General features: G+C 65.0%; 25 protein-coding genes. 8 read left to right on the top strand and 17 right to left on the bottom strand.

Annotated elements, in window-relative coordinates; all coding sequences use genetic code 11:
- Positions 1-187: 187 nt before the first annotated feature.
- The 8 genes from rnc to folK form a co-directional block, all read right to left on the bottom strand.
- Positions 188-877 carry a ribonuclease III gene (rnc, locus tag CN97_RS03430; protein WP_035707283.1) on the bottom strand — a complete coding sequence of 230 codons (690 nt, stop codon included), beginning with the start codon at positions 875-877 and terminating at the stop codon, positions 188-190.
- Complete coding sequence (lepB, locus tag CN97_RS03425) at positions 874-1662, bottom strand: signal peptidase I (RefSeq protein ID WP_035707280.1); 789 nt, start codon at positions 1660-1662, stop codon at positions 874-876. Before lepB ends, rnc begins: the two co-directional genes overlap by 4 nt.
- Before the next feature lie 54 nt (positions 1663-1716).
- On the bottom strand, positions 1717-2139 hold the full coding sequence (gene acpS, locus CN97_RS03420; RefSeq protein WP_035707278.1) for a holo-ACP synthase: 423 nt from the start codon (positions 2137-2139) through the stop codon (positions 1717-1719).
- Entirely contained in the window at positions 2136-2918 is a 783-nt protein-coding gene (locus CN97_RS03415) for a pyridoxine 5'-phosphate synthase (protein WP_035707276.1), read from the bottom strand. Before CN97_RS03415 ends, acpS begins: the two co-directional genes overlap by 4 nt.
- A gap of 53 nt (positions 2919-2971) precedes the next feature.
- Entirely contained in the window at positions 2972-3622 is a 651-nt protein-coding gene (locus CN97_RS03410) for a DUF2062 domain-containing protein (RefSeq protein WP_035707272.1), read from the bottom strand.
- Between the two features lie 19 nt (positions 3623-3641).
- A complete protein-coding gene (locus tag CN97_RS03405) occupies positions 3642-5759 on the bottom strand; it encodes a RelA/SpoT family protein (protein ID WP_035707269.1) in 2118 nt (705 codons plus the stop codon).
- Between the two features lie 49 nt (positions 5760-5808).
- Positions 5809-6162, bottom strand: a complete 354-nt coding sequence (gene rpoZ / locus CN97_RS03400) for a DNA-directed RNA polymerase subunit omega (RefSeq protein WP_035707266.1) — start codon at positions 6160-6162, stop codon at positions 5809-5811.
- A gap of 154 nt (positions 6163-6316) precedes the next feature.
- Positions 6317-6940: a 2-amino-4-hydroxy-6-hydroxymethyldihydropteridine diphosphokinase gene (gene folK / locus CN97_RS03395; protein ID WP_084683975.1), complete on the bottom strand. Its 624-nt coding sequence runs from the start codon at positions 6938-6940 to the stop codon at positions 6317-6319.
- Between the two features lie 155 nt (positions 6941-7095).
- Here folK and CN97_RS03390 point away from each other — a divergent pair, with 155 nt between their 5' ends.
- From CN97_RS03390 to CN97_RS03375, 4 genes are all read left to right on the top strand, one after another.
- Positions 7096-7671 carry a LabA-like NYN domain-containing protein gene (locus CN97_RS03390; RefSeq protein ID WP_035707263.1) on the top strand — a complete coding sequence of 192 codons (576 nt, stop codon included), beginning with the start codon at positions 7096-7098 and terminating at the stop codon, positions 7669-7671.
- A 120-nt stretch (positions 7672-7791) separates the two neighbouring features.
- Positions 7792-8742, top strand: a complete 951-nt coding sequence (gene ispH / locus CN97_RS03385) for a 4-hydroxy-3-methylbut-2-enyl diphosphate reductase (RefSeq protein ID WP_035707260.1) — start codon at positions 7792-7794, stop codon at positions 8740-8742.
- Positions 8743-8782: 40 nt separating this feature from the next.
- Positions 8783-9244: a ribonuclease HI gene (rnhA, locus tag CN97_RS03380; protein ID WP_035707258.1), complete on the top strand. Its 462-nt coding sequence runs from the start codon at positions 8783-8785 to the stop codon at positions 9242-9244.
- A gap of 2 nt (positions 9245-9246) precedes the next feature.
- Positions 9247-9870 carry a trimeric intracellular cation channel family protein gene (locus tag CN97_RS03375; protein ID WP_035707255.1) on the top strand — a complete coding sequence of 208 codons (624 nt, stop codon included), beginning with the start codon at positions 9247-9249 and terminating at the stop codon, positions 9868-9870.
- Positions 9871-9884: 14 nt separating this feature from the next.
- Here CN97_RS03375 and fmt read toward each other — a convergent pair whose 3' ends face one another.
- From fmt to clpS, 7 genes are all read right to left on the bottom strand, one after another.
- Positions 9885-10784: a methionyl-tRNA formyltransferase gene (gene fmt / locus CN97_RS03370; RefSeq protein WP_035707252.1), complete on the bottom strand. Its 900-nt coding sequence runs from the start codon at positions 10782-10784 to the stop codon at positions 9885-9887.
- 90 nt (positions 10785-10874) lie between these two features.
- A complete protein-coding gene (def, locus tag CN97_RS03365) occupies positions 10875-11375 on the bottom strand; it encodes a peptide deformylase (protein ID WP_035707249.1) in 501 nt (166 codons plus the stop codon).
- The gene (gene def, locus CN97_RS03360) at positions 11372-11881 is read right to left on the bottom strand and encodes a peptide deformylase (RefSeq protein ID WP_035707246.1); all 510 of its coding nucleotides are present in this window, start codon (positions 11879-11881) and stop codon (positions 11372-11374) included. Before def (CN97_RS03360) ends, def (CN97_RS03365) begins: the two co-directional genes overlap by 4 nt.
- Complete coding sequence (gene def / locus CN97_RS03355) at positions 11878-12399, bottom strand: peptide deformylase (protein WP_035707243.1); 522 nt, start codon at positions 12397-12399, stop codon at positions 11878-11880. The genes def (CN97_RS03360) and def (CN97_RS03355) overlap by 4 nt, the downstream gene beginning before the upstream one ends.
- A gap of 51 nt (positions 12400-12450) precedes the next feature.
- Complete coding sequence (locus CN97_RS03350) at positions 12451-13272, bottom strand: SDR family NAD(P)-dependent oxidoreductase (RefSeq protein ID WP_035707241.1); 822 nt, start codon at positions 13270-13272, stop codon at positions 12451-12453.
- Positions 13269-14318: a class I SAM-dependent methyltransferase gene (locus tag CN97_RS03345; RefSeq protein ID WP_035707239.1), complete on the bottom strand. Its 1050-nt coding sequence runs from the start codon at positions 14316-14318 to the stop codon at positions 13269-13271. Before CN97_RS03345 ends, CN97_RS03350 begins: the two co-directional genes overlap by 4 nt.
- Positions 14319-14348: 30 nt before the next feature.
- Positions 14349-14669: an ATP-dependent Clp protease adapter ClpS gene (gene clpS, locus CN97_RS03340; RefSeq protein WP_088216640.1), complete on the bottom strand. Its 321-nt coding sequence runs from the start codon at positions 14667-14669 to the stop codon at positions 14349-14351.
- Positions 14670-14785: 116 nt separating this feature from the next.
- Here clpS and CN97_RS03335 point away from each other — a divergent pair, with 116 nt between their 5' ends.
- On the top strand, positions 14786-15484 hold the full coding sequence (locus tag CN97_RS03335; RefSeq protein WP_035707228.1) for an HAD family hydrolase: 699 nt from the start codon (positions 14786-14788) through the stop codon (positions 15482-15484).
- Between the two features lie 242 nt (positions 15485-15726).
- On the top strand, positions 15727-17319 hold the full coding sequence (locus CN97_RS03330) for a D-alanyl-D-alanine carboxypeptidase family protein (RefSeq protein WP_084684004.1): 1593 nt from the start codon (positions 15727-15729) through the stop codon (positions 17317-17319).
- A 621-nt stretch (positions 17320-17940) separates the two neighbouring features.
- Here CN97_RS03330 and CN97_RS03325 read toward each other — a convergent pair.
- Positions 17941-19119: an MFS transporter gene (locus CN97_RS03325; protein WP_035707222.1), complete on the bottom strand. Its 1179-nt coding sequence runs from the start codon at positions 19117-19119 to the stop codon at positions 17941-17943.
- Between the two features lie 167 nt (positions 19120-19286).
- Here CN97_RS03325 and metH point away from each other — a divergent pair, with 167 nt between their 5' ends.
- Positions 19287-23042 carry a methionine synthase gene (gene metH, locus CN97_RS03320; protein WP_035707220.1) on the top strand — a complete coding sequence of 1252 codons (3756 nt, stop codon included), beginning with the start codon at positions 19287-19289 and terminating at the stop codon, positions 23040-23042.
- On the opposite strand, the gene CN97_RS03315 is transcribed toward metH, so the two are convergent.
- A complete protein-coding gene (locus CN97_RS03315; protein ID WP_035707218.1) occupies positions 23043-23495 on the bottom strand; it encodes a TspO/MBR family protein in 453 nt (150 codons plus the stop codon). It abuts the gene before it with no gap.
- A 356-nt stretch (positions 23496-23851) separates the two neighbouring features.
- Between CN97_RS03315 and CN97_RS03310 the strand changes: the two genes are divergently transcribed.
- Entirely contained in the window at positions 23852-24073 is a 222-nt protein-coding gene (locus tag CN97_RS03310; RefSeq protein ID WP_035707215.1) for a hypothetical protein, read from the top strand.
- Positions 24074-24100: the final 27 nt, after the last annotated feature.

Raw genomic sequence — 24100 nt, 5'->3', positions numbered from 1 at the left:
TTTCTCCTGAAAGGCCCGGAATCGGGTCCGGAATGGAAGGGACAGCTCCTATCCCAAGGTCGGCAGCGCGCCCAGACGTTTCAAGCGTGGGCGAGGATTTACCGTGCAGCAAGGGGCGAGTCGCCCGTGATGCGGGGAAATCCACCGGGACAGGTCAACCGGCGCAGGCGTACGGACCCGGGCGGGATCAACCCTCCCCGGCCTCCAGCCGGTCGAGCAGCATACGCGCCGCGGCCTGTTCGGCCTGCCGCTTGGCCCTGGCCTTTGCGGTTGCCGTCTCCCCATTATCGAGCTGCACTTCGATGGTGAACACGGGGGCATGATCGGGCCCGGAACGGCCCTTTTCGATATAGCGGGGCGGCGACAGCCCCCGCGCCTGCGCCCATTCCTGAAGCTGGGTCTTGGCATCGCGGGCATCGGCATCGACGCGGTCGATCCGGTCCCCCCAGAGCGAGAGCACGATGGAGCGGGTCGTCTCCAGCCCCGCATCGAGATAGAGCGCGGCGATCACCGCCTCCATCGCATCACCGAGCAGCGCCTCCTTCCGCCGGCCACCGGACATCATCTCCGACCGGCCGAGCTTCAGCACATCCCCCAGACCGATCTGGCGGGCGACGTCGGCACAGGTCTCCTTGCGAACGAGCGCGTTGAAGCGCGGCGCCACTTGCCCCTCGCTCGCCCCCGAATCGGCAGACAGCAATGCATCCGCGATGATGAGGCCCAGCACCCGGTCACCCAGAAACTCCAGCCGCTGATTGTCAGGCCGCGTGGCCGAACCGATGGAGGCATGGGTCAGCGCCCGCACCAGAAGCGCCGGGTCATCGAAGTCATGCCCCAGCCTGCCGGAAAACGCCTGAAGTTCCTGCGAGACTTTCACTCGATCGCCTTGAAGAACCTGTCGGACCGCCAGGTCCAGAAATACAGCATGGAGCGCCCGGCGGAGGAAAACATCACCCGGTCGGCCCGGCCGATCAGGTTCTCGAAGGGCACCATGCCGACGCCGCCCACCGCCTGCGAGAAGCGGCTGTCCTGGCTGTTGTCGCGGTTGTCGCCCATGAAGAAGAAATGCCCCTCAGGCACGGTGAACAGCGGCGTATTATCCGCATAGCTCATGTCGATGTCGAGGATGTCATGCGTCCGCCCTTCGGGCAGAGTCTCGCGCAGGCGGTGCTTGATGCAGGTGCCGCCCTCGCCCACAGGCGCATTGGCGCAGCGCGGGTAGCTGCCCATCGGGCCCTGCGGCTCATAGGTTTCGGAAAAGTCGCCCGCAGGCACCTGCGGCACTTCCTGACCGTTGATGAACAGAACGCCGTTCCTGACCTGAACCGTATCGCCCGGCAGCCCGATCAGACGCTTGATGAAGTCGGACCCGTCGACGGGATGGCGGAACACGACCACGTCGCCCCGTTCAGGCATCGTGGCGAAGAGCCGGCCCGAAATCGGGCAGAGGCCGAAGGGGCAGGAATACTGGGAATAGCCATAGGCCATCTTGTTCACGAACAGGAAATCGCCGACCAGCAGCGTATCCTTCATCGATTCGGACGGGATCCAGAAGGGCTGAAAGAAAAGGCTGCGGAATACGCCTGCGATCAGCAGCGCCCAGAAGATGGTCTTGATCGTCTCGACGATGCCGCCGCTTTTCGCCGTTGCCTTGCTCGCCATTCTGTCCGTCCTGCCGTTTTCGAGCCCGTTCATGCGGGCGGGGAGTGGGGGAAGTCAAGTTGCCTTGCCGGATTCGGCGACAAGCGGCCGGGCCTCGATCACCACGAAGGCCTGCGCCCAGGGGTGATCATCTGTCAGCGTGACATGGATGACGGCCTCATGTCCGGCAGGCGTCATGCGGTGGAGGCGCTCCGCCGCCCACCCCGTAAGCTTCATCACCGGCTGCCCTGTTTCCAGATTGGAGACAGACATGTCCTTCCAGGAAATGCCCATGCGCAGGCCGGTGCCAAGCGCCTTGGAGCAGGCCTCCTTCGCGGCCCAGCGTTTGGCATAGGTGCCCGCGCTATCGGCCCGCCGCTCGGCCTTCCGCTGCTCCACCTCTGTAAAGACGCGGTTGCGGAAGCGGTCGCCGAAGCGTTCCAGCGTGGCCGCGATCCGCTCGATATTGGCAAGATCCGTGCCGATACCGAGGATCACATCACCGCTCCGCCAAAGGCCGCGATGCGGGCCGCGTCCATCCGCTGACGCATCCCCTCAATGGCGGGGCCGAGTCCGGTGAAGATCGCCTCACCGATGAGAAAATGGCCTATGTTCAGCTCCATCACCTCCGGAAATGCCGCGACCGGCGCCACCGTCTCGAACGAAAGCCCGTGTCCGGCATGAACCTCCAACCCCAGACCATGCGCGCGGGCGGACCCGGCGCGGAGCGAGGCCAGCTCCGCATCCCGCTCCGCCGTGCGGCCCTCCGCATGAAAATCGCAGTAGGCACCGGTGTGCAGCTCGACCACGGCCGCACCCACCGCGGCGGCGGCTTCGATCTGTCGCGCCTCATGGCCGATGAACAGCGACACGCGGATACCCGCCTCCGCAAGCGCCCCCACGTAATCGCGCAGGCGCGCCGCGTCGCCCGCCACGTCCAGCCCGCCCTCCGTCGTCCGCTCCTCCCGCCGCTCTGGCACGAGGCAGCAGGCATGGGGACGCAGGCGGAGCGCGAGGGCCCGCATCTCCTCCGTCGCGGCCATTTCAAAATTCAGCGGCACGCCCAGTTCGGTGGCCAGACGCTCCATGTCCGCATCGCGGATATGGCGGCGATCCTCGCGCAGATGGGCGGTGATGCCGTCCGCGCCCGCCGCTTCCGCCAGCTTTGCCGCGCGGACAGGATCGGGCCAGTCGCCCCCGCGCGCGTTTCGGACCGTCGCGACATGGTCGATATTGACCCCGAGGCGGAGCTTTCCGAGCGGTCTGGTAGCGGGCATCTGTTATTCCTTCGCGGCGTCTTCAGCAGGAGCAAGATCATTTGCGGGCGACACTAGCGGTTTGACCCGTCGTCGTCAGCCTCCTCTGCATATTTTGCCCGCGCCCGCTGCAACCGCTCCTCCACCCTCCGAAGGCGCGCGCGGCGATAGGTCTGCAGCAGGGGCAGCAACAATGCATAGGCCACGACGGCGGCGGCAAGTCCGGTGAACAACCCGCCCACAAGATATGGCAGGAAGATGTCCCGCCAGAACCGGGACAGAAAGCCCCAGTGCATTTCTCCCTGCCCGAACAGCGCGCGTATGTTGTGCCACAGCTCCCCCGAGGCATAAGAAAACTCCACCGGCAGCCGATAGATCGGCACATGGGCGTCGTGCGGCGTGAACAGATACCCCACCTCGAGCGAGGCCGTGGCGATCAGCGGAAAGGTCAGGGGATTTCCGGCGAAGGTCGCGATGAGCGCGGCCGGAATGTTGCCGCGGATCGCCCAGGCGATCAGCGCCGCGCCAAGGAAGTGCAGCCCGAAGAACGGCGTGAAGGAGATGAACACCCCCGCCGCGATTCCTCGTGCCACCCGGCTTGGATCATCGGGCAGTCGGCGCAGGCGGTGCCAGACATAGCTCGACGCCCTGAGCCAGCCGCCGGAGGGATAGAGCAACTCCCTTACGGAGCGCCAGCGGGACCGGGGAGTGCGGCGCCTGAACACTGGAGCCTCCCACCGCGCGTCAGGGCTTGCAGGTCGGATCGCGGACCCGATCGAGCTGGGTCAACTCGCTTTCTGCCTCAAGCGCCGTCATCAGCTTGTGGAGATGCTCCGCATCCCGCAGATCTGCCTCCACCGCGATGGTGTGATAGTCGGGCTTGCGGTCGAGGAAGTGGAGATCGACGATATTCGCCTTCTGCTCGCCAAAAACGGTGCAGATGCGGCCCAGAACGCCCACCCCGTTCAGGATGGTCAGGCGGAAGGAGACGGTGTGGATCGGCGGATGCCGTCCGGGGGTCCAGTGCAGATCGACCCAGCGTTCCGGCTGGCTCTCGAATTCCGCCAGCACGGGACAGTCGATACCGTGGGCGACGACCCCCTTGCCGCGATAGGTGATGCCGACGATCCGCTCCCCCGGCACCGGCTGACAGCACATGGCGCGACGGAAAGGCTGATCGGGTGCGAGGCCGAGTACCGGCCGCTGCACGTCCACCTCATCGGCCCGTTCTGCGACCAGTTCCGGATAGAGCGTTTCCACCACATGACGGGCGGCGATCTCGGCGGAGCCTACGCGCGCCAGAAGCTCGTCCGCATCCGGCAGGCCGAGCATCCGCGCCACGGTGCGCAGCGCCTTGTCCGTCGGCTTGCGGCCCAGCTGCTCGAAGGCCACGCGGATCAGCTCCTGCCCCAGCCGGATGAACCGGCCCCGGTCCTCCTCGCGCAGCGAGCGGCGGATAGCAGCCTTGGCGCGGCCGGTCTTGACGATGTCGATCCAGGTGGTCTGCGGGCGCTGGCCCTCCGCCGTGATGATCTCCACCGACTGGCCGTTCTTCAGCCTTGTCCAGAGCGGCACGCGGATGCCGTCCACCTTGGCCGAAACCGTCGAATTGCCGATCCGCGTGTGGATGGCATAGGCAAAATCCAGAGGCGTCGCGCCGCGGGGAAGCTGGATGACCTCACCCTTCGGGGTGAAGCAGAACACCTGATCGGAATACATCTCGAGCTTCACATGCTCGAGAAACTCGTCGTAATCCTCCGAATCGTAGCGTTCGGTGAGGGTCGCGAGCCATTTCGTGGGATCGACGGCAAACGGGTTCTGCGAGCGGACCCCGTCGCGATAGGACCAGTGCGCGGCGACCCCGGCCTCCGCCACCTCATGCATCTGACGGGTGCGGATCTGCACCTCCACCCGCTTGCCGTCACGCGCGGCGACGGTGGTGTGGATGGAGCGGTAGCCGTTCAGTTTCGGCTGGCTGATATAGTCCTTGAAACGCTCGGGAACCGCACGCCAGCGGGTATGGATGATGCCGAGGGTGCGGTAGCAGTCCGGCTCCGTCCGTGTGATGATGCGGAAGCCGTAGATGTCCGACAGGCGGGAGAAGGAGAGCTGCTTCTCCGTCATCTTGCGCCAGATGGAATAGGGCTTCTTGGCGCGGCCATAAACATCGGCCTCCACCCCCGCCTTCTCCAGTTCGATACGAATGTCGGCGGTGATGCGGTGCACCACATCCCCCGTCTCCCGCTGAAGCGTCAGGAAGCGGCGGATGATGGAATTTCGGGCCTCGGGATTCAGCACGCGGAAGGCCAGATCCTCCAGCTCCTCCCGCATCCATTGCATCCCCATGCGGCCGGCGAGCGGGGCAAAGATGTCCATCGTCTCGCGCGCCTTCTGCACCTGCTTCTCCGGGCGCATGGACTTGATCGTCCGCATATTGTGGAGGCGGTCCGCCAGCTTGACGAGGATGACGCGCAAATCCTTCGACATGGCCATGAGCAACTTGCGGAAGTTTTCCGCCTGCTTCGATTCCACGGAGGACAGCTGGAGATTGGTGAGTTTCGTCACCCCCTCGACGAGCTCGGCGATATCGCGGCCGAAAAGTTGTTCGAGTTCCTCGAAGGTGGCGCGCGTGTCCTCCAGCGTGTCGTGGAGCAGCGCGGTCACGATCGTCGCATCATCCAGCCGCTGTTCCGTCAGGATGGCGGCAACGGCGACGGGATGAGTGAAGTATTCCTCGCCCGAATGGCGATACTGGCCCCGATGCATCTCCCGCCCGAAACCGTAGGCGAGCCGGATGAGGTCGGCATTGCACCGGGGATTGTAGTTGCGCACCAGCGCGATGAGGTCTTCGACGTCGATCATCGCCTGGCGCGTCGTTCTTGTATCGAGGGAGTCGTTGAGGGCGACCGTCTCAGTGTTCCCCTTGGGCTTCCATGAGGGCGCGGAGCATCCGCTCCTCGCTCATGTCATCCTGCGCCGGGCGGTCGAGTTCCGCACCCATGAGGAGCGCCATCTCGTCGTCCTCGGGTTCGTCGACCTCGATCTGGGTCTGATTCGAGGCGATCAGCCGCTCGCGGAGATCGTCGGCGGACTGGGTTTCCTCCGCCACTTCGCGGAGCGCGACGACGGGGTTCTTGTCGTTGTCCCGATCAACCGTCAGCACGCTGCCCGACGCGATTTCACGCGCCCGGTGCGCCGCGAGCAAAACGAGCTCGAAGCGGTTCGGAACCTTGTCGACGCAATCTTCTACCGTCACGCGGGCCATGGCTGCTCCAATCGGGTAAACCTGTGGAAGGGCCTATCTATGCCCTGCGATCCGGCTTGACAACCCGTGAAACGCAACAGCCCGTCCCACGGACCCGGGGGCCTGACGGGTGGCTGCCGCAGAACCTTCACGGCAGGGCAAGACGCAGGTCTTGTTACTCCCGTCCGCCCGGCAAGGGAAGAGCGCTCGTTTGAAGCCGCCACTCCGCCGGCGGTGCAGCGAGCGGCACGACGTCACGACGCGCGGCTTCGGGCAGGCTTGCGAGCATCTCGGCCACCGAAAGCCCCGTGACAGGGTGCCGCCAGTCGCCGGCAACATCCGCCATGGGCACAAGGACGAAGGCCCGGTCCTGCAAGCGGGGATGCGGCAGGATAAGCGATACCGGCGCCTCCTGCTGCTGCCGCGCCGGGGAAAGGTTCCGCCATTGCTGCCACGTCGCCTCCTCCGGCAAGATGGAATCCCCCATCGCGATGAGATCAAGATCGGCGGTCCGCGCCCCCCAGCGGACAGACCGCTCCCGTCCCAGCGCACTTTCCACCAGGTGTAGTCGCGAGAGCACGTGCATCGGCGGCATATCGCCAACTTCGGCAGCGATCACGGCATTGACAAAGTCGGGGCCGGAACCCGCAGGAAAGGCGGGCGTTGCGTACAGAAGGCTGAGACCGGTCGGATTGACCGCGTTCAGACGAAGCAGTTTGAGGGCAGTGGCGAGGATTAGCGGCGGTGCCGTGTCACGCGACGTTAGGTTACTTCCAAGAGCAACAAAGGCTTGGGTCATATGTGTATCAACTTTTGAGGCGCTCGGACAACTGGGGCTTGTGATTGTGGGACGATTATTCCAGATTCCCTTACTTGGCAGGTCGTTCTGTTTTTCTTCCGCCTCACTCCCGGAAAAGTGATTCTCGGCTCGGCCTGCATTCGAAAGGGGATTAAATGTTTTACAAGGACGAAAGGCTGGCGCTCTTTATAGACGGCTCCAACCTTTATGCCGCTGCCAAGGCCCTTGGCTTTGACATCGACTACAAATTGCTGCGGCAGGAATTCATGCGTCGCGGCAAGCTTCTGCGAGCGTTCTATTATACCGCCCTGCTGGAGAATGACGAATACTCGCCCATCCGTCCGTTGGTTGACTGGCTGCATTACAACGGCTTCGCCATGGTGACCAAGCCTGCGAAGGAATATACCGACAGTCAGGGCCGTCGCAAGGTCAAGGGCAACATGGACATCGAACTGACCGTCGATGCCATGGAACTCGCCCCCCGCGTCGATCACATCGTGCTCTTTTCCGGCGACGGTGATTTCAAGCCGCTCGTTGAAAGCCTTCAGCGGCAGGGTGTGCGGGTCTCCGTCGTCTCCACCATCCGGTCGCAGCCCCCCATGATTGCGGACGAACTGCGTCGGCAGGCCGATAACTTCATCGAACTGGACGAACTGCGTGACGTGATCGGGCGCCCGCCGCGCGAGCCGCGCGACATACGTGAAGAGAACGAGGCGACGACGCCTGTATGATGATCGCGATCCCCGCTGGCACCACGCTGTCTGCGGGGATCTTCTGCGCTCGACTGGATCCGGGGCGGTTAACAGGTTAGATATGGCCTTCGCCTTTACAAACGGGCCAGATATCCAGATATGACGCGACCTTCTCTCCACCTGTATCTCGCCGCCCCGCGTGGCTTTTGCGCCGGCGTGGACCGGGCCATCCGCATCGTGGAGATGGCCATCGAGAAGTGGGGCGCCCCCGTCTATGTCCGCCATGAGATCGTCCACAACAAATACGTGGTAGACGAACTTCGCGCCAAAGGCGCCGTTTTCGTGGAGGAGCTGGACGACTGCCCCGACGACCGGCCGGTCGTCTTTTCCGCGCATGGGGTGCCGAAGGCCGTTCCTGCAGAAGCCGAGCGGCGCAACCTCATCCACGTGGATGCCACCTGCCCGCTGGTGACGAAAGTCCATAACGAGGCCGCCCGCCACAACAGCGTCGGACGGCAGCTCATCATGGTCGGTCATGCCGGACACCCGGAGACGCTGGGCACCATGGGCCAGCTCCCGGAAGGCGAGGTGATCCTGGTGGAGACGGAGGCGGATGTGGCCCGGATCACGGTCCGCGACCCTTCGCAGCTTGCGGTGATCACCCAGACCACGCTCTCCGTCGATGATACGGCGGGGATCGTCGCGGCCCTCCGCCGCCGCTTCCCCGAGATCATGGTCCCCGCGCATGAGGATATTTGCTACGCCACCACCAACCGTCAGGCCGCGGTGAAGGCGATTGCTCCGAAGATCGCCGCGCTCTTCGTGCTGGGATCGCCCAATTCGTCGAATTCCCGGCGGTTGGTCGAAGTCGGGCGTGCAGCGGGCTGCGACTATGCCCAGCTTGTGCAGCGGGCCGCCGATATCGACTGGCGTGCGCTGGGAACGCCCTCTGCCATCGGCGTGACGGCAGGTGCTTCCGCGCCGGAGGTGCTGGTGGAGGAGGTACTCGACGCCTTCCGCGCCCGATTCGATGTGACCGTCGATATCGTGGAAACCGCCGTGGAGGACATCGAGTTCAAGGTGCCCCGCGCACTCCGCATCCCTGCGTGAGGGGCTTGCGGGCCGCACGTGCTGCCGCTACCTCGTCCCGATGACCGACATCTTTGCCTATACCGACGGAGCCTGCTCCGGCAATCCCGGCCCCGGTGGCTGGGGTGTCCTGATGATCGCCCGTGACGGGGAGACCGTGCTCAAGGAACGCACGCTGTCCGGTGGCGAGGCGCTGACCACCAACAACCGCATGGAGCTGATGGCTGCGATCTCCGCACTGGAGGCGCTATCGCGGCCGTCCGACATCACGGTGGTGACCGATTCGGCCTATGTGAAGAACGGCGTGTCGGAGTGGATCCACGGCTGGAAGCGGAACGGCTGGAAAACCTCCACCAACAAGCCGGTGAAGAACAGCGACCTGTGGCAAAGGCTGGATGCTGCCCGCAGCCCGCACAAGGTGACGTGGCAATGGATCAAGGGCCATGCCGGCCATGCGGAGAACGAACGGGCGGATGAGCTCGCCCGGCACGCCATGGCCCCCTACAAGCCGGGCAAGAACTGAACATGGGTTTCGGTGTGTGGCTGGACGCGGCGTCAGTGTTCGTCTTCGCGCTCACCGGGGCACTGGCGGCAAGCCGGGCGCAGCTCGATCCGATCGGCTTCCTGTTTCTTGCCTGTCTGACCGCCGTGGGGGGCGGCACGGTGCGGGACGTGCTGCTTCAGCGTGATCCGGTGTTCTGGATCGGCCGGCCCGGGATGCTGCTCGTCGCCGCGGTTGCGGCCACGCTGGTGTTCTTTCTGGCGCCGCGTCTGGAAAGCCGAGCGCGCGCGATCCTGTGGTGCGATGCCGTGGCCCTGGCCATCGCCGTGCCCGCGGGTGTGAACATCGCCGCAGGCATGGGTCAGCCCTGGAGCATCTGCATCATCATGGGGGTCATCACCGGTTGTCTTGGCGGGCTGATGCGGGATGTGGTGAGCAATGAAGTGCCAATGGTTCTCCGCCAGGGGGAGCTTTATGTCACCGCGGCGGCGGGAGGGGCGCTCGCTGTCTCCCTCTGCCTCGGCCTGTCGGAAAGCGGGCCGACGGCGGCGCTGATCGGCGGGATCGTCACCTTCGGATTGCGCGCCGGGAGCCTGATCTTCGGCTGGCGCCTGCCAAGCTACAAGCCGCGCCCGCCCCGTCGGTAAGCGCCGCCCCCGTCCTAGCCCAGCACCTCAGGCAAACGGAACCCGCGCAGCAGATCCTCCGGCACCATCGGCCGTTTCCCTTCCCGCTGGGCGAGGGTGATTTCCACGGCGCCCTCTCCGCAGGCAACCGTGAACGTCCCGATGACCTGCCCGGGCCCACCCCCTCCCGCCACGGGCCGCGAGCGGAGAAGCTTCAACCGCTCCGTCTCCGCAAGGCACCATGCGCCGGGAAAGGGAGACAGCCCGCGGATCAGCCGGTCGACCTCCTTGGCCGGGCGGGTCCAGTCGATCCGCGCCTCGGCCTTGTCGATCTTCGCGGCATAGGTCACGCCATCCTCCCCCTGCGGGATGGCGGTCAGCTCCTCCAGCCGGTCCAATGCCTCGACAATGGCCGTTGCTCCGAGAATGGAGAGCCGGTCGTGCAGCTCCCCCGTGGTCTCCTCCGCGCCGATGGAGATTGCCCGGCGGAGCAGCACCGGCCCGGTGTCCAGCCCCTCCTCCATCTCCATGATGCAGACCCCCGTTTCCGTATCGCCGGCAAGAATGGCACGGTGGATCGGCGCGGCCCCCCGCCAGCGCGGCAAAAGCGAGGCGTGAATATTGAGACAGCCCCGCGATGGCGCATCCAGAACGGGTTTGGGCAGGATGAGGCCATAGGCCACCACCACGGCAACATCCGCCTGCAACGCGGCGAATTCGGCCTGCGCCTCGGGGGTGCGCAAGCTCCGGGGATGGCGCACCGTCAGTCCCAGCGTCTCGGCCCGCGACTGGACAGGGCTGGGCCGCTCATGCTTGCCCCGGCCTGCGGGGCGCGGCGGCTGGCAGTAGACCGCGGCGATCTCATGGCCCGCAGCCACGAGCGCCTCCAGCACGGGGACGGAGAAATCCGGTGTTCCCATGAAGATCAGTCGCATGTCACATGTCCTTGTTCCGATGCCCGGCCGCTTTGCCCGGCCCCGCCGCGGCGGCGAGGCGCAGCGAGGGTCCGGGGAAGGACCGTCCTCTCAGGCACGCCGGGTGAGTTTCTCCGCTTTCGCCAGCAGCATCCGCCGCTTCAGAGGGGACAGACGGTCGAAATACATGCGTCCCTCGAGGTGGTCGATCTGATGCTGCACCGAAGTCGCCCACAGACCGACGAAATCCCTTTCCTCCAGCTCCCCACGCTCGTTCAGAAAGCGGACGGTCACGGCCCGGGGCCGCTCGATCGCGGCGAAGACGCCGGGCAGGTTGGGGCTGGCTTCCTCATGCATGCGCAACTGCCCGGAGGCATGCAGTATCTCCGGGTTTGCCAGGCGCACGGCCTGTCCCCGCTCGTCCGAGCAATCCACCACGGCCAGCCGCTGCATCACGCCGATCTGCGGCCCTGCCAGCCCATAGCCCGGCATGGCATCCATGGTTTCGATCATGTCGTTCCAGATCGTCCGGGTCTCCTCGGTCACTTCCGTGACGGGGGCCGCCGGGGTGCGGAGCCTGCGGTCAGGCCAGGGCACGAAGGGGCGGATCATGCGGAGGCCTCCAGCCGGCGGAGCGCCGGGGCGATCATCGCCCGTGCCTCATCGCCGACAAGATCGATGCAGAGCTGTCCGTCGAGGTGATCCCGCTCATGCTGCACGCAGACGGCGGCAAAGCCGCGGTAGCTTTCTTCCCGCATTCCGCCGCACAGCGTCTGCCAGCGCAGCTTCACCTCCGCCGGGCGCTCCACCGCCACCACGATACCCGGCAGCGACAGGCAGCCCTCGTCGCAGAGCACCCGCTCCGACGCTGACCAGACGATCTCCGGGTTCAGCATGATGACGGGATTGGCCGGGCCGGTCTTCCATTCCGCGTCCATCACGAAAACGCGGTGCATCGCGCCGATCTGGGTCGCGGCCAGACCGCGGCCGGGCGCGGCGTACATCGTATCGAGCAGGTCGGCGGCCAGATCGCGGATCTCTGCGGTGATCTCTTCCACCGGGGCGGCTTTGCGGCGGAGCGCCGGGTCCGGCCAGCAGAGGATGCGCCGGCGGCTCATGCCCGCGCCCGCTCCCGCTTAAGCTTTTCCATCTTCCGGGTGATCATCTGCCGACGCAGCGGTTTGAGGTAGTCGATGAACAGCCTGCCATCGAGATGGTCGATCTCGTGCTGAACGCAGGTGGCCCAAAGCCCCGCGAAACGCTCCTGCTGAACAAGCCCCTCCCGGTCGAGCCAGCGCACCTCCACCTCGGCGGGGCGCTCCACTTCGGCATATTGGTCGGGAATGGAGAGGCAGCCTTCTTCATAGATGCTGCGATCCTCGGAACTCCAGAGGATTTCGGGGTTGAACATGGCAATGGGACGCGGCTCGGCCTCCGCCTCCTTCACACAGTCCAATACGATCAGCCGCTTCGATATGCCGATCTGCGGCGCGGCAAGACCGAGCCCCGGGGCCTCATACATCGTGACGAGCATGTCATCCGCAAGCTCCGCCAGTTCGGGCGTGATTTCCGTCACCGGCTCCGCAACCTTGCGAAGCCTCGGATCGGGGTGAATGAGGATCAGTCTGCGTGCCATGATCGGGATTTAGGCGATGACCGCCCGCTGTGCAACGGGATTGCCGCGCCGTCAGGGCCGGCCGGTGACGAAAGGCACGGCGTCGAGGAGCGACCGCCCGCCGTCAACGGTGAGCACCTCCCCCGTCATGAAGGACGCCGCTTCGGAGGCCAGGAACTGCACCGCCTCCACAACCTCGCGCGCTCCGGCGATCCGGCCCGTGGGTGTGCAGGAGATGACCTGGTCACGGTAGTCGGGCGTCTCGCGTATCGCGCTTTGCAGGGTTTCCGTCATCACGCTGCCGAGGGCGAGCGCATTCACCCTGATCCGTTTCGGCGCCAGCGCCAGCGCCAGCGAGCGCGTCACCTGCTCCACGCCGGATGCAGCGATGGAGGCGGCCAGCATCTCCGGCCGTGTGCGGCGGGCGGCGATGGAGGACAGGGTGATGATCGAACCCACCTCCCCCTCGGCCAGCGCATCCGCTTCCGCCTGTGCGATCATGCGGCGGGCGACCTGCTGGGAAAGCCGGAGCGCCGGAAGCACGTTCGTCTGCCAGAGCTCCTCGACTCCGTCTCGGTCCGGGTCAAGCACATCCTCCGACGGCTGCATGAAGAACCCGGCGTTCACGAGGATGTCCACCCGCTCGAAGGCATCATAGGTGGCGGAAATCAGGTTGGTCACCGCCAGCTTGCGCCGCGTATCAGCCACGAAGAAGCGCAGCGGGCCGCTGTCGGCATCCACCTCACTGCCCACGCGGGACAGAAGACGCTGCTCATCAGCCTCCGCGAACATGACATTCGCACCGCGCTCCACAAAGTGACGGGCGATGGCGAGACCCAGACCGGTGGCGGTTCCCGTGACGATCGCCGTCTTTCCCGCGATGGAAAAGCTCATCTGGCAGGCCGGCGGCGGTCGACAGCCGATGCCGATCGACCGGGAGCAGGGCGGGTGGCGACCGCCGCGCGGCTTGCCCGGAAAATCTTGAAGGCCCCGGTTCCCGCGACCTCCTCCACCTCACGGAAGGCATCGCGGAGGGTCGCCTCATAGGGGAGATGCCGGTTTGCCACCATCCAGAACGTCCCCGAGGGGGTCAGCATCCGGGCGGCCGCACGGATGAACGCTGCCCCAAGCGACGGATCAGCGGCCCGACCCGTATGAAACGGCGGGTTGGACAGGATGAAGTCATAGCGCTGCGCCGGCTGATAACGCGTTGCATCGGCCCAGACGAAGGTGGCACGAGGATCGCTCACATTCCGGCGCGCACAGTCCAGCGCCATATGCTCAGCCTCTATCAGGTCGAGTTGCCTGATACCGGGCCGCGTCAGAACCGCCCTCGCGAGATAGCCCCAGCCTGCCCCCAGATCGGCGCCAAAACCGGAAAGCTTCTCCGGCAGGCTCGCCGCCAGAAGCTCCGATCCGGGATCGGGTCCATCGGCGGAGAAAATCCCCGGCAGCGTCACCGATCCGTCCGCAAGCACCGTGGGCTGCGCCTGCCAGTCGGCAAAGACGGAGGTCTCCGGCGCGGCAAAGGCGAAGATCTTGCCATGCGCCTTGGAGATCACTTCCCCCACCGTCACACGCCCCCGGAGTTCGCGGAGAATCCCTTCGATCCCATCGGTTCGCGCCCCGTCGATCGCAACAGGTGCGCCCACCGGCAGGCTGGCCACGGCGGCGGCGATGAGCGCACGCCCCTCAACCCGCGCACGGGGCAGGACGACAATCGCCGCGTCATGCCTGCTCTCCGGCTCCGGGCTGACGGCATACCCGGCGGCGGCGAAGGCATCGTAATCGGGACGGAAGCCCTGCACGATCCGCACACGCTCCTTCGGCAGCGCCGAAAGGTCCGCCCCGGCGTGGGGGCGCAGCACAAGAATGGTGCCCGTTTCGGGTACGGCAAAGACGCCTGCCTCAACAGCAAGCGAAAGTCTGATATCTGTCATTCGTCGGTGGATGAGGGAGGTTGCCCCGCCTCATTCCTTCTCCATGGTGCATTGCAGGGGGTGCTGGTGACGGCGGGCGAAATCCATCACCTGAGCGACCTTCGTCTCCGCAACCTCATGGCTGAACACGCCCACGACGGCGAGGCCTTTCTTGTGCACGGTCAGCATGATCTCGAAGGCCTGCGAATGCGACAGGCCGAAGAACCGCTCCAGCACATGCACGACGAATTCCATCGGCGTATAGTCGTCATTCAACAGCATCACCTTGTAAAGCGGCGGACGTTGCGTCTTGGGCTTGGTCTTGGTGATGACCGAGGCATCACTGTCAGGACTGTCCTTGCGCGAGGACATCGTGAAGGGAGCACGGATCATGGGCAGGCTCAACGGACTGTCTCCGAAGCGGAGGGAAGGATGAAGGGTATCGGCAAAGATATAGCGCGAAAGGCTGCGGGAAAAAAGGGCACGCCATGTTGCAGGTGATCGGCTTCGACGCGGATGACACGCTCTGGCAGAATGAGACCTTCTTCCGGCTGACCCAGAATCGCTTTGCGGACCTGCTCTCTGACTACGTGGCGCAGGATGAGTTGCATCAGCGCCTGATCGCGGCGGAGCGGCGCAACCTCGGGGCCTATGGCTTCGGCATCAAGGGGTTCGTGCTGTCGATGATCGAAACGGCCCTCGAAGTGACGGAAGACAGAGTCCCTGCCCGCGTGATCCGGGAACTGATCGAGGCGGGTCAGGAAATGCTCCGGCATCCCATCGACCTGCTTCCCCATGCAGAGGAGACGGTGACACAGCTCGCCGGTCGTTATCGGCTCGTGCTCATCACCAAGGGCGATCTGCTGGATCAGGAGCGCAAGCTCGCCCAGTCGGGGCTCGGGCCGCATTTCGACGCGGTCGAGATCGTCTCCAACAAGACGGAGGAGATATACCGCGCCCTCTTTGCCCGTCATGGCGCACGGGAGGGCGATGCGATGATGATCGGCAATTCGCTCCGCTCGGACGTGATTCCCGCTCTTGCCGCAGGGGGCTGGGGCGTCCACGTGCCCCACGATCTGACGTGGGAGCTGGAGCACGATGATGCGCCGGAGCAACAGTCCCGCTTCCGCATGATTCCCCATTTGGGCGTTCTGGAGGGCCTGATCAGCGAAATCACGGAGGCGTGACGGCAGGAAACCGCCTTAGGTGGGGGCGTATCGGCGGAAGCGCCACGAAATATGGGGGCTGGTTAAGGAATTGGCGACAACTCACCGATAAACATAGGGTTTCCCAAAGGAGGATGCCCATGTTACCGTCCCTCCATATCAACGAGACCTCGCGACGAACGACGGGGTCCGCGGCAGAACGAGGACGAGCAGTGATCCGTAAGCTGGGGCTTTCGGCCCGTCATGGGCTGTTCCTGGCGGGCATGGCCTGCCTAATGACGCTTCTCCCACTCATGGGACGCGCCGCGCCTTTCGCGGCCTATGTCATCGACGCCCGTTCGGGTGAGGTGCTTTACGAACAGAATGCCACGACCCGGCTCCATCCGGCGTCGCTGACGAAGATGATGACCCTCTACATCACCTTTCAGGCGATCGAGCGGGGAGAGATATCGCTCGACACCCGGGCGACGGTCACCCGCAACGCGGCGGCGGAGCCACCTTCGCGATTGGGTCTGAAACCCGGTCAGAAGATCGCGGTGCGCTATCTGATCCGTGCGGCAGCGCTGCGGTCCGCCAACGACGCCGCGACGGCACTGGGCGAGCTGATCGGCGGGAGCGAGAGCGCCTTTGCCGACCGGATGAACCGGACGGCCAAGCAGATCGGCATGACCGGCACCACCTTCCAGAATGCCAACGGCCTGACGAAGGCCGGGCACATGTCCACCGCGCGTGACATGACCATTCTCGGGCGGCGGCTGTTCTACGATTTCCCGGAATACTACAATATCTTCTCACGTCGTGCGTCCGATGCCGGCATTGCGCAGGTGGCCAATACCAATCGTCGTTTCCTCGACGCCTACAAGGGTGCCGACGGGATCAAGACCGGCTTCACCAATGCCGCGGGCTTCAACCTGACCGCCTCGGCGGAGCGGGGAGGCAAGCGGATCATCGCCACGGTCTTTGGCTCACCCTCCACGCCGGCACGGAATGCCAAGATGGCGGAATTGCTGGACATCGGCTTCAGGAAGGCGCCGACGCGCGCTCCGGTGAGCGAGGCGCTGGTAGCGCAGGCGGATCCGGAACCGGTTCCCGCCCCCCTCTCCCGCGCCTCCTCCATGCCGAATATCGACGCCTCGCGCGCGATTCAGGTGGCCCTTGCGGCGCCGCAGGTCAGCGCAATGGCCCCCCCTTCCAGCGGCCGCCCCGCCAAACGGCCCGAGCGCGCGCCCGACCCTGCCCTCATCGCCGCGATCCGGGAGAATATCTCCAGCGTGGTGGCGGAGGTTCACGATGCCCCCGAACGGCGGGCCTCCGCTTCGCTCGTCATGGCAGCGGTGGCGCCGGACGCCCGCCCCGCCCTGCCCTTCGCCAGCGAGGGGGAGGAGGAGGCTGCGATTGAGGAGGAGGGCGATTCCTCCGTCGATGCGGTTGCAGCGCCTGCGCCTGAGACTTCTGCCCGCGAAATGGTCCTCGCGGCAGCCATTCCCGCACCGCCCGCGCGTCCTGCCATTGCAGCGGCGCCGGTCCACAAGCAACCGACAGCCAAACCGCAAGCCGCGGCACTGGCCCCCGCCCCTCCCGAAGGACCGGAGGTCGTCACGCGGCTTTCTACGTCCGGGGGTCGGTTCTGGGGTGTGAACCTGGGGCGGTTCAACTCCCGTTACGAGGCGGAGAAGGTTCTGCTGCGCACTGCGCTCAGCGAGATGGGGACATTGAGCGATGGGCTGCGCAAGGTGGTGCAACGCCCGTCCGGCTTTGACGCGACCTTCATGGGGCTGACCCAGGATACTGCCGATCTGGCCTGCCGCAGGCTCCAGGCGCGCAATATCCAGTGTTTCACCGTCGGTCCGTCCTGACGCCAGCCCCATCGGCCGGGACGATCACAGCCAATCAGAACGCCGCCCGACCTGTCGCGGGCGGCGTTCTGACTCGGAATCCTATGCTCCCGTGTCACGATTATGCTCCGGCTGCATGATCAGTCTCCGCGAGGAGATAGACCGGTGAACAACCTGTCTTCGGCGGACGGAAGCGCGGTGGGGGCGGCTTCAGCCCTTCTTCTCCAAGAGCCATAGCCGTCTCGCGTCGATGTCGCCGCGTTCCAAACGGCATCATCTTCAGAGTTGGCGACGGATTGCCTGATGAGAGCCTCGCATCCCTGCCCGAAAGGCGCGAACAGGCTGTCCTATATGGCGTGCACCGCGACCGCATCGGGATCATGCCTGGAAGAACAAGGACTAGCCGCACGGAACAACGCACGACAGATGCAACAGTGGTGCCTCTCACGCATGCTTTCTCCCCTACCCATCGCTTCCGGCTGATCACCGCTGGAGCCACACGTCATGGAGGTAGCGCAGACGCGCTTGATCGGCAGAAGCTCTGAAGCGGAAGCAGGGCGTTCTCCGCCCCCGGAACCGCCGCCGAGACTGAGACCCAGAGGGCGGCTTCAGCCCACCCGGCCGGTTCGCGCGGAGATGCGATCAATCCGTCCTGTCAGGCGCAAAGGCATAGATCGCGCATCCCGCCACGATGCTGAGAGCAAGAAAGCTGAAGATGGCAGAATAGGCCATCGCTTCCCCTGCGGGTCGGACGGCGGCGAAGATACGCCCCGAGAGCAACTGAAAAAGCCCCACCGCCCCCACGGAAAACAGGTTCAGCACAGCCACGCCGCGCCCGGTGAGATGGGGCGGAAAGAAGGCGCGGCCATGGGCCATCTGCAGGCCGTAGCTCATGCCGAAAAGGCCAGCGAGCAACAGCAGAACCACATCGCGGACCAGATGGGGGCTGCTTTCCGCGGCAAGCAGCGCGAAACAGCCCGCTGTGAGCAGCGCCCCTCCCAGCACCACCCATTTGCGCGTGCCGAGGAATCGGTCCAGCGGTCCATAGGCAAAGGTGCCCGCCGCCATCGCTATGGCCATGCCGCTGGTCACCAGCCCGATCCCGGCAGGATCGAGATGATGGATCGCCTCGAGATAAGGGCCAACCCACAGCCCCCGCACCGCTGCTACGGGCGCATAGCCCACGATCAGAATGGCCATTACGAGCCAGAGCGGCCCGGGCCGCAGGAGCCCAAGAAGGCTCTGGGCATCGCCGGTCCCAGGCGTCAGCCGCGCGGGATCGCGCACGAAGATCAGCACCGCAGCGGCGACAGCAACGGTGAGGACAGCCACTCCGCCCATCGTCGCCCGCCAGCCGAACGCTGCCGTCGACCATGCAAGCGGCAGCGAGGCGCCGAGATCACCCATCATTCCCAGGCCGACCATGGCGCTGGCCATCGTCGCGAACAGCCGCGGGGGAAACTCCCGCGCGATGATGTAGTAACCTGCCACCAGAATCGGCGCGCATCCCACACCGATCAGCGCCATGCCGAGATCAAGTCCGCCACTTCCCCCCGCGGTCGCCACGATCAGCGCGCCCCCGCCGCCGCAGAGTCCGAGCAGGATGCCGGACGTCAGCCGCGGCCCGAACCTGTCCAGCGCCCAGCCGATGGGCAGCTGGCAGGCGGCGAAGGCGAGGAACCAGAAGCCGGACGCCCGCGCCAGCATCTCCGGCGTTGCGCCAATATCCCGCGCAAGCACGGGCGCCAGCACGGCCAGAAACGAGCGATAAAACTGGCTGAGCAGATAGCCCAGCACGAGGCAGATCAGTCCCGGATGCATGAGTTCCTCCCGGCGCGTCTCCCCAGCGCCGGGAAGAACCGTGCCGCGCAGCCCTGAAAAGCGCAAGCCGCAGGCAAAGACGCGGTTCGCATGTGGTTGCGGGGTGACTATGTTAGGGCGTAACAGGAACGATCCGCCCCTTGCCCAGATTTTACGGGAGGTCCGCCATGACCCGTGCCGCAAAACCGCTCCGCTCCCCCGTCTTCGACGCGCTCACCGCCGCCGCGCGGGAACGTATCCTGATCCTCGACGGCGCGATGGGCACGCAGATCCAGGGGCTGGGCCTGTCGGAAGAGGATTTCCACGGCCATGGTGCGGGCTGCGGCTGCGGCTGCCATACCGTGAACGGCGAAAAGCCGCAGAAGGGCAACAATGACCTTCTGATCCTGACCCAGCCCAAGGCGATCGAGGAAATCCACTACCGCTACGCCAGAGCGGGCGCGGATATCGTGGAGACGAACACCTTCTCCTCCACCACCATCGCGCAGGCCGATTACGGCATGGAACATCTGGTCCGCGAGCTGAACCGGGAAGGCGCGCGCATCGCCCGCCGTGCGATGGACCGGGCGACGGCGGAGGACGGGCGGCCCCGCTGGGTGGCTGGAGCCGTTGGCCCGACGAACCGCACCGCCTCCATCAGCCCGGACGTGAACGATCCGGGCTTCCGCGCCGTGACCTTCGATGATCTGCGCATCGCCTATGGCGAGCAGGTCCGGGGGCTGGCGGAAGGCGGCGCGGACCTGATCCTGATCGAGACGATCTTCGACACGCTGAACGCCAAAGCTGCGATCTTTGCCTGCGAGGAAATCTTTGCGGAAACCGGTGTGCGGCTGCCGGTGATGATCTCGGGCACGATCACCGACCTGTCGGGGCGTACGCTCTCGGGCCAGACGCCGACCGCCTTCTGGAACTCCGTCCGCCACGCCCGGCCCTTCACCGTGGGGCTGAACTGTGCGCTTGGCGCGCGCGCGATGCGGCCGCACCTGGCGGAACTCTCCGGCGTGGCCGAGACGTTCATCTGCGCCTATCCGAACGCGGGCCTGCCGAACGAAATGGGCGCCTATGACGAAACGCCCGACCAGATGGCCGAGCAGATCGCCGATTTCGCGCGCGACGGCCTCATCAACGTGGTGGGCGGCTGCTGCGGATCGACGCCCGAGCATATCGCCGCCATCGCCGAGACAGTGGCAGCGCAGGCCCCCCGCGCCCTGCCGAAAGTGCCGGTCAGGATGCGGCTTTCAGGGCTGGAACCCTTCGTCCTGACCCCAGATATCCCCTTCGTGAACGTGGGGGAGCGGACAAATGTCACCGGCTCCGCGCGCTTCCGCAAGCTCATCACCAACGGCGACTACGCCGCCGCGCTGGATGTGGCGCGCGATCAGGTGGAGAACGGCGCCCAGATCATCGACATCAACATGGACGAGGGGCTCATCGACTCGCAGAAGGCGATGACCACCTATCTCAACCTTATCGCCGCGGAACCAGACATCGCCCGCGTGCCGGTGATGATCGACAGTTCCAAGTGGGAGGTGATCGAGGCCGGCCTGAAATGCGTGCAGGGCAAGCCGGTGGTCAATTCCATTTCGCTCAAGGAAGGCGAGGAGGCTTTCCTGCACCACGCGCAGCTCTGCCGGGCCTATGGCGCTGCGGTGGTGGTCATGGCCTTCGACGAGACCGGGCAGGCGGATACCGAGGCGCGGAAGGTCGAGATCTGCTCTCGCGCCTATCGCATCCTCACCGAGGAAGTCGATTTCCCGCCGGAGGACATCATCTTCGACCCGAACATCTTCGCGGTGGCAACCGGGATCGAGGAACACGACAACTATGGTGTCGATTTCATCGAGGCCACGCGCAAGATTCGGGCAACCCTGCCCCATGCGCATATCTCGGGCGGTGTTTCCAACCTCTCCTTCTCCTTCCGCGGCAACGAGCCGGTGCGGGAGGCGATGCATGCGGTGTTCCTCTACCACGCCATTCAGGCGGGGATGGACATGGGCATCGTCAACGCGGGGCAGCTGGCCGTCTATGACCAGATCGACCCGGCCCTGCGAGAGGCCTGTGAAGACGTGGTGCTGAACCGCGTACCGAAGGCCGGCGGCACGGCGACGGAGCAAATGCTGGAGATCGCCGAACGCTTCCGCGGCACTGGCGCGAAGGAGGCCAAGGAACGCGACCTCGGCTGGCGCGAATGGCCGGTCGAGAAGCGGCTGGAACATGCGCTGGTGAACGGCATCACCGAATTCATCGACGCGGATACCGAGGAGGCGCGGCTGGCCGCCGACAGGCCGCTTCACGTGATCGAAGGGCCGCTTATGGCCGGGATGAACGTGGTGGGCGACCTCTTCGGCGCGGGCAAGATGTTCCTGCCGCAGGTGGTGAAGTCCGCCCGCGTCATGAAACAGGCGGTGGCCATGCTGCTCCCCTATATGGAGGCCGAGAAGGGCGACACCCGGCAATCCGCGGGCAAGGTTCTGATGGCCACGGTAAAGGGCGATGTCCACGATATCGGCAAGAACATCGTCGGCGTCGTGCTGGCCTGCAACAATTACGAGATCATCGACCTCGGCGTCATGGTCCCGGCGGAGAAGATCCTCGCCACAGCGCGAGAGAAGGACGTGGACGTGATCGGCCTTTCCGGCCTCATCACCCCCTCGCTGGACGAGATGGCGCATGTTGCCGCCGAGATGGAACGAGAAGGCTTCGACATCCCCCTGCTGATCGGCGGGGCGACCACGTCGCGCGTGCATACGGCGGTGAAAATCCACCCGAACTATACCGCCGGTCAGGCCGTCTATGTGACGGATGCCAGTCGCGCGGTCGGCGTCGTTTCAGGGCTGCTGTCGGCCAACCGCGACGCCTATGTGGAAACGGTGCGCGCCGAATACCGCAATGTGGCCGAAGCCCATGCGCGCTCGGAACGGGAGAAGCAGCGCCTGCCGCTGACGAAGGCGCGCGAGAATGCCTTCCGGCCGGACTGGTCGGCCTACCAGCCGCCGAAGCCGAGCTTCCTGGGCACGCGGGTCTATGACCACTGGAGCCTTGAGGAACTGGCGCGCTATATCGACTGGACACCCTTCTTCCAGACATGGGAGATGAAGGGCCGTTTCCCCGCCATTCTTGAGGATGAGAAGCAGGGCGCCGCCGCCCGTGCGCTCTGGGACGATGCACAGGTGATGCTGGCGCGGATCATCGACGACAAGTGGTTTTCCCCCAAGGCAGTCGTGGGCTTCTGGCCGGCACAGGCAGCGGGTGACGATATCCGCCTGTTCACGGATGAGGGGCGAAGCGCGGAACTGGCGACCTTCTTCACCTTGCGCCAGCAGACATGGAAGCGGGAGGGGCGGCCCAACACCGCGCTGGCCGATTTCGTTTCGCCCTCCGCGCCCGACTATGTCGGCGGCTTCGTCGTCACTGCCGGGGTGGAGGAGCAGGAGATCGCCCAGCGATTCGAACGGGCAAATGACGATTACTCCGCCATTCTCGTGAAGGCGCTGGCCGACCGCTTTGCCGAAGCCTTCGCCGAGCGGCTGCACGAACATGTGCGCAAGGAGCTGTGGGGCTATGCACCCGATGAAGTCTATGCGCCGGCAGACCTGATCGGAGAGCCCTATCGCGGCATCCGGCCCGCCCCCGGCTATCCCGCCCAGCCCGACCATACGGAAAAGCTCACGCTGTTCCGCCTGCTGGACGCGGAAGCCCGGATCGGCGTCCGGCTGACGGAGAGCTATGCCATGTGGCCCGGCTCCTCGGTCTCCGGGCTTTATCTTGCTCATCCCGATGCGCATTACTTCGGCGTGGCGCGAGTGGAGGCGGATCAGGTGGCCGACTACGCCAGCCGGAAGGGGATTGATCTGGCGGAGGCGGAACGCTGGCTGGCGCCAATCCTCAACTACACGCCCGCGCGCCGCGCGGCTGCGGAGTGATCAGTTGAGCCAGACGATGCCCAGGTTCAGCGCCGTCGCGTAGCTCAGCCAGAGCAGGTAGATCACCATCATCCAGGCCGTCGGCGGGTCCGCCCGCCAACGGTCGCGGATGAACACGAAAACGGCGACCCACAGGGCCAGCACCACCGCCGCCGCAAGGACTGTCATCTGCGCCCCAAAGAAGATCGGCGTCCAGATGAAGGTCAGCGCGGGGATGATGATCCAGAGCCAGAAGGGTCGCTCGGTCCGCTCCCGAAGCCAGGTACGCGCTCCCGCAACTGCAATCAGCAGGTACATCACGCCCCAAACCGGGCCGAAGATGCTGTTCGGCGGGGTAAAGGAAGGCTTGGTCAGCGATTCATACCAGCCACCCGGGTCCACCGTCATGCCCGTGCCGAAGCCGATGACCAGCACCACGATGATGAACATCGCATAAGTTGCAAGCTGGCCCATCCTGTCCTCACCTCAAAGGTCGAATGCGAGATAATACGGGCCAGGATCGGGTCAAGGCAGGCCAGAGTCTCTGGCATTTCCGAAACACTGCTTTCACCAGCGATTAACAGGTTCATCCTATGGTTGTCAGAGCCATGCGGGAACAAACAGGAGTGCTTCGTGTTTTTTGTAGTAATGATAGACACTTCGTCGTGTGTCTGACATGAAAGTGCATGTAGGGCGCTTCGGGCGCAGGGGGGCTTTAGATACCCAAAAGCCACCCAACGAAATAATTCATGCGTATCTTCCACTTTTCTTTTTGCCTACAAGGCTAGATCATTTTCCGACAGTGAATGGTTTTTAAAGGTTTGAGTGTCATGAGTGCTGTTCCCGCTTCCCACCTTGCACCCGTGCATCACGACACGGGCGAAATCGCCATACGCACCGCTGTGGCAGTGCTGCTTGCGAATGTGCGGGGCGAATACAATCGGCTGTGCCTGGTGGACGATCTCGAAGATCTTGCCAGCGATTCTCGCGCGGATGAGGCGGAGGTGTTACGCACCATCGCCTCGCAGGTCCGGCGTCTTGTAAAGATGTAGCCGCCGGAGGTGGCGGTCGCTCTGGTT

The sequence above is a fragment of the Haematobacter massiliensis genome, assembly GCF_000740795.1.
Lineage (GTDB): Bacteria > Pseudomonadota > Alphaproteobacteria > Rhodobacterales > Rhodobacteraceae > Haematobacter > Haematobacter massiliensis.
The sequence above is the reverse complement of the archived record's forward strand: the minus strand, read 5'-3'. Positions and strand labels throughout refer to the sequence as shown.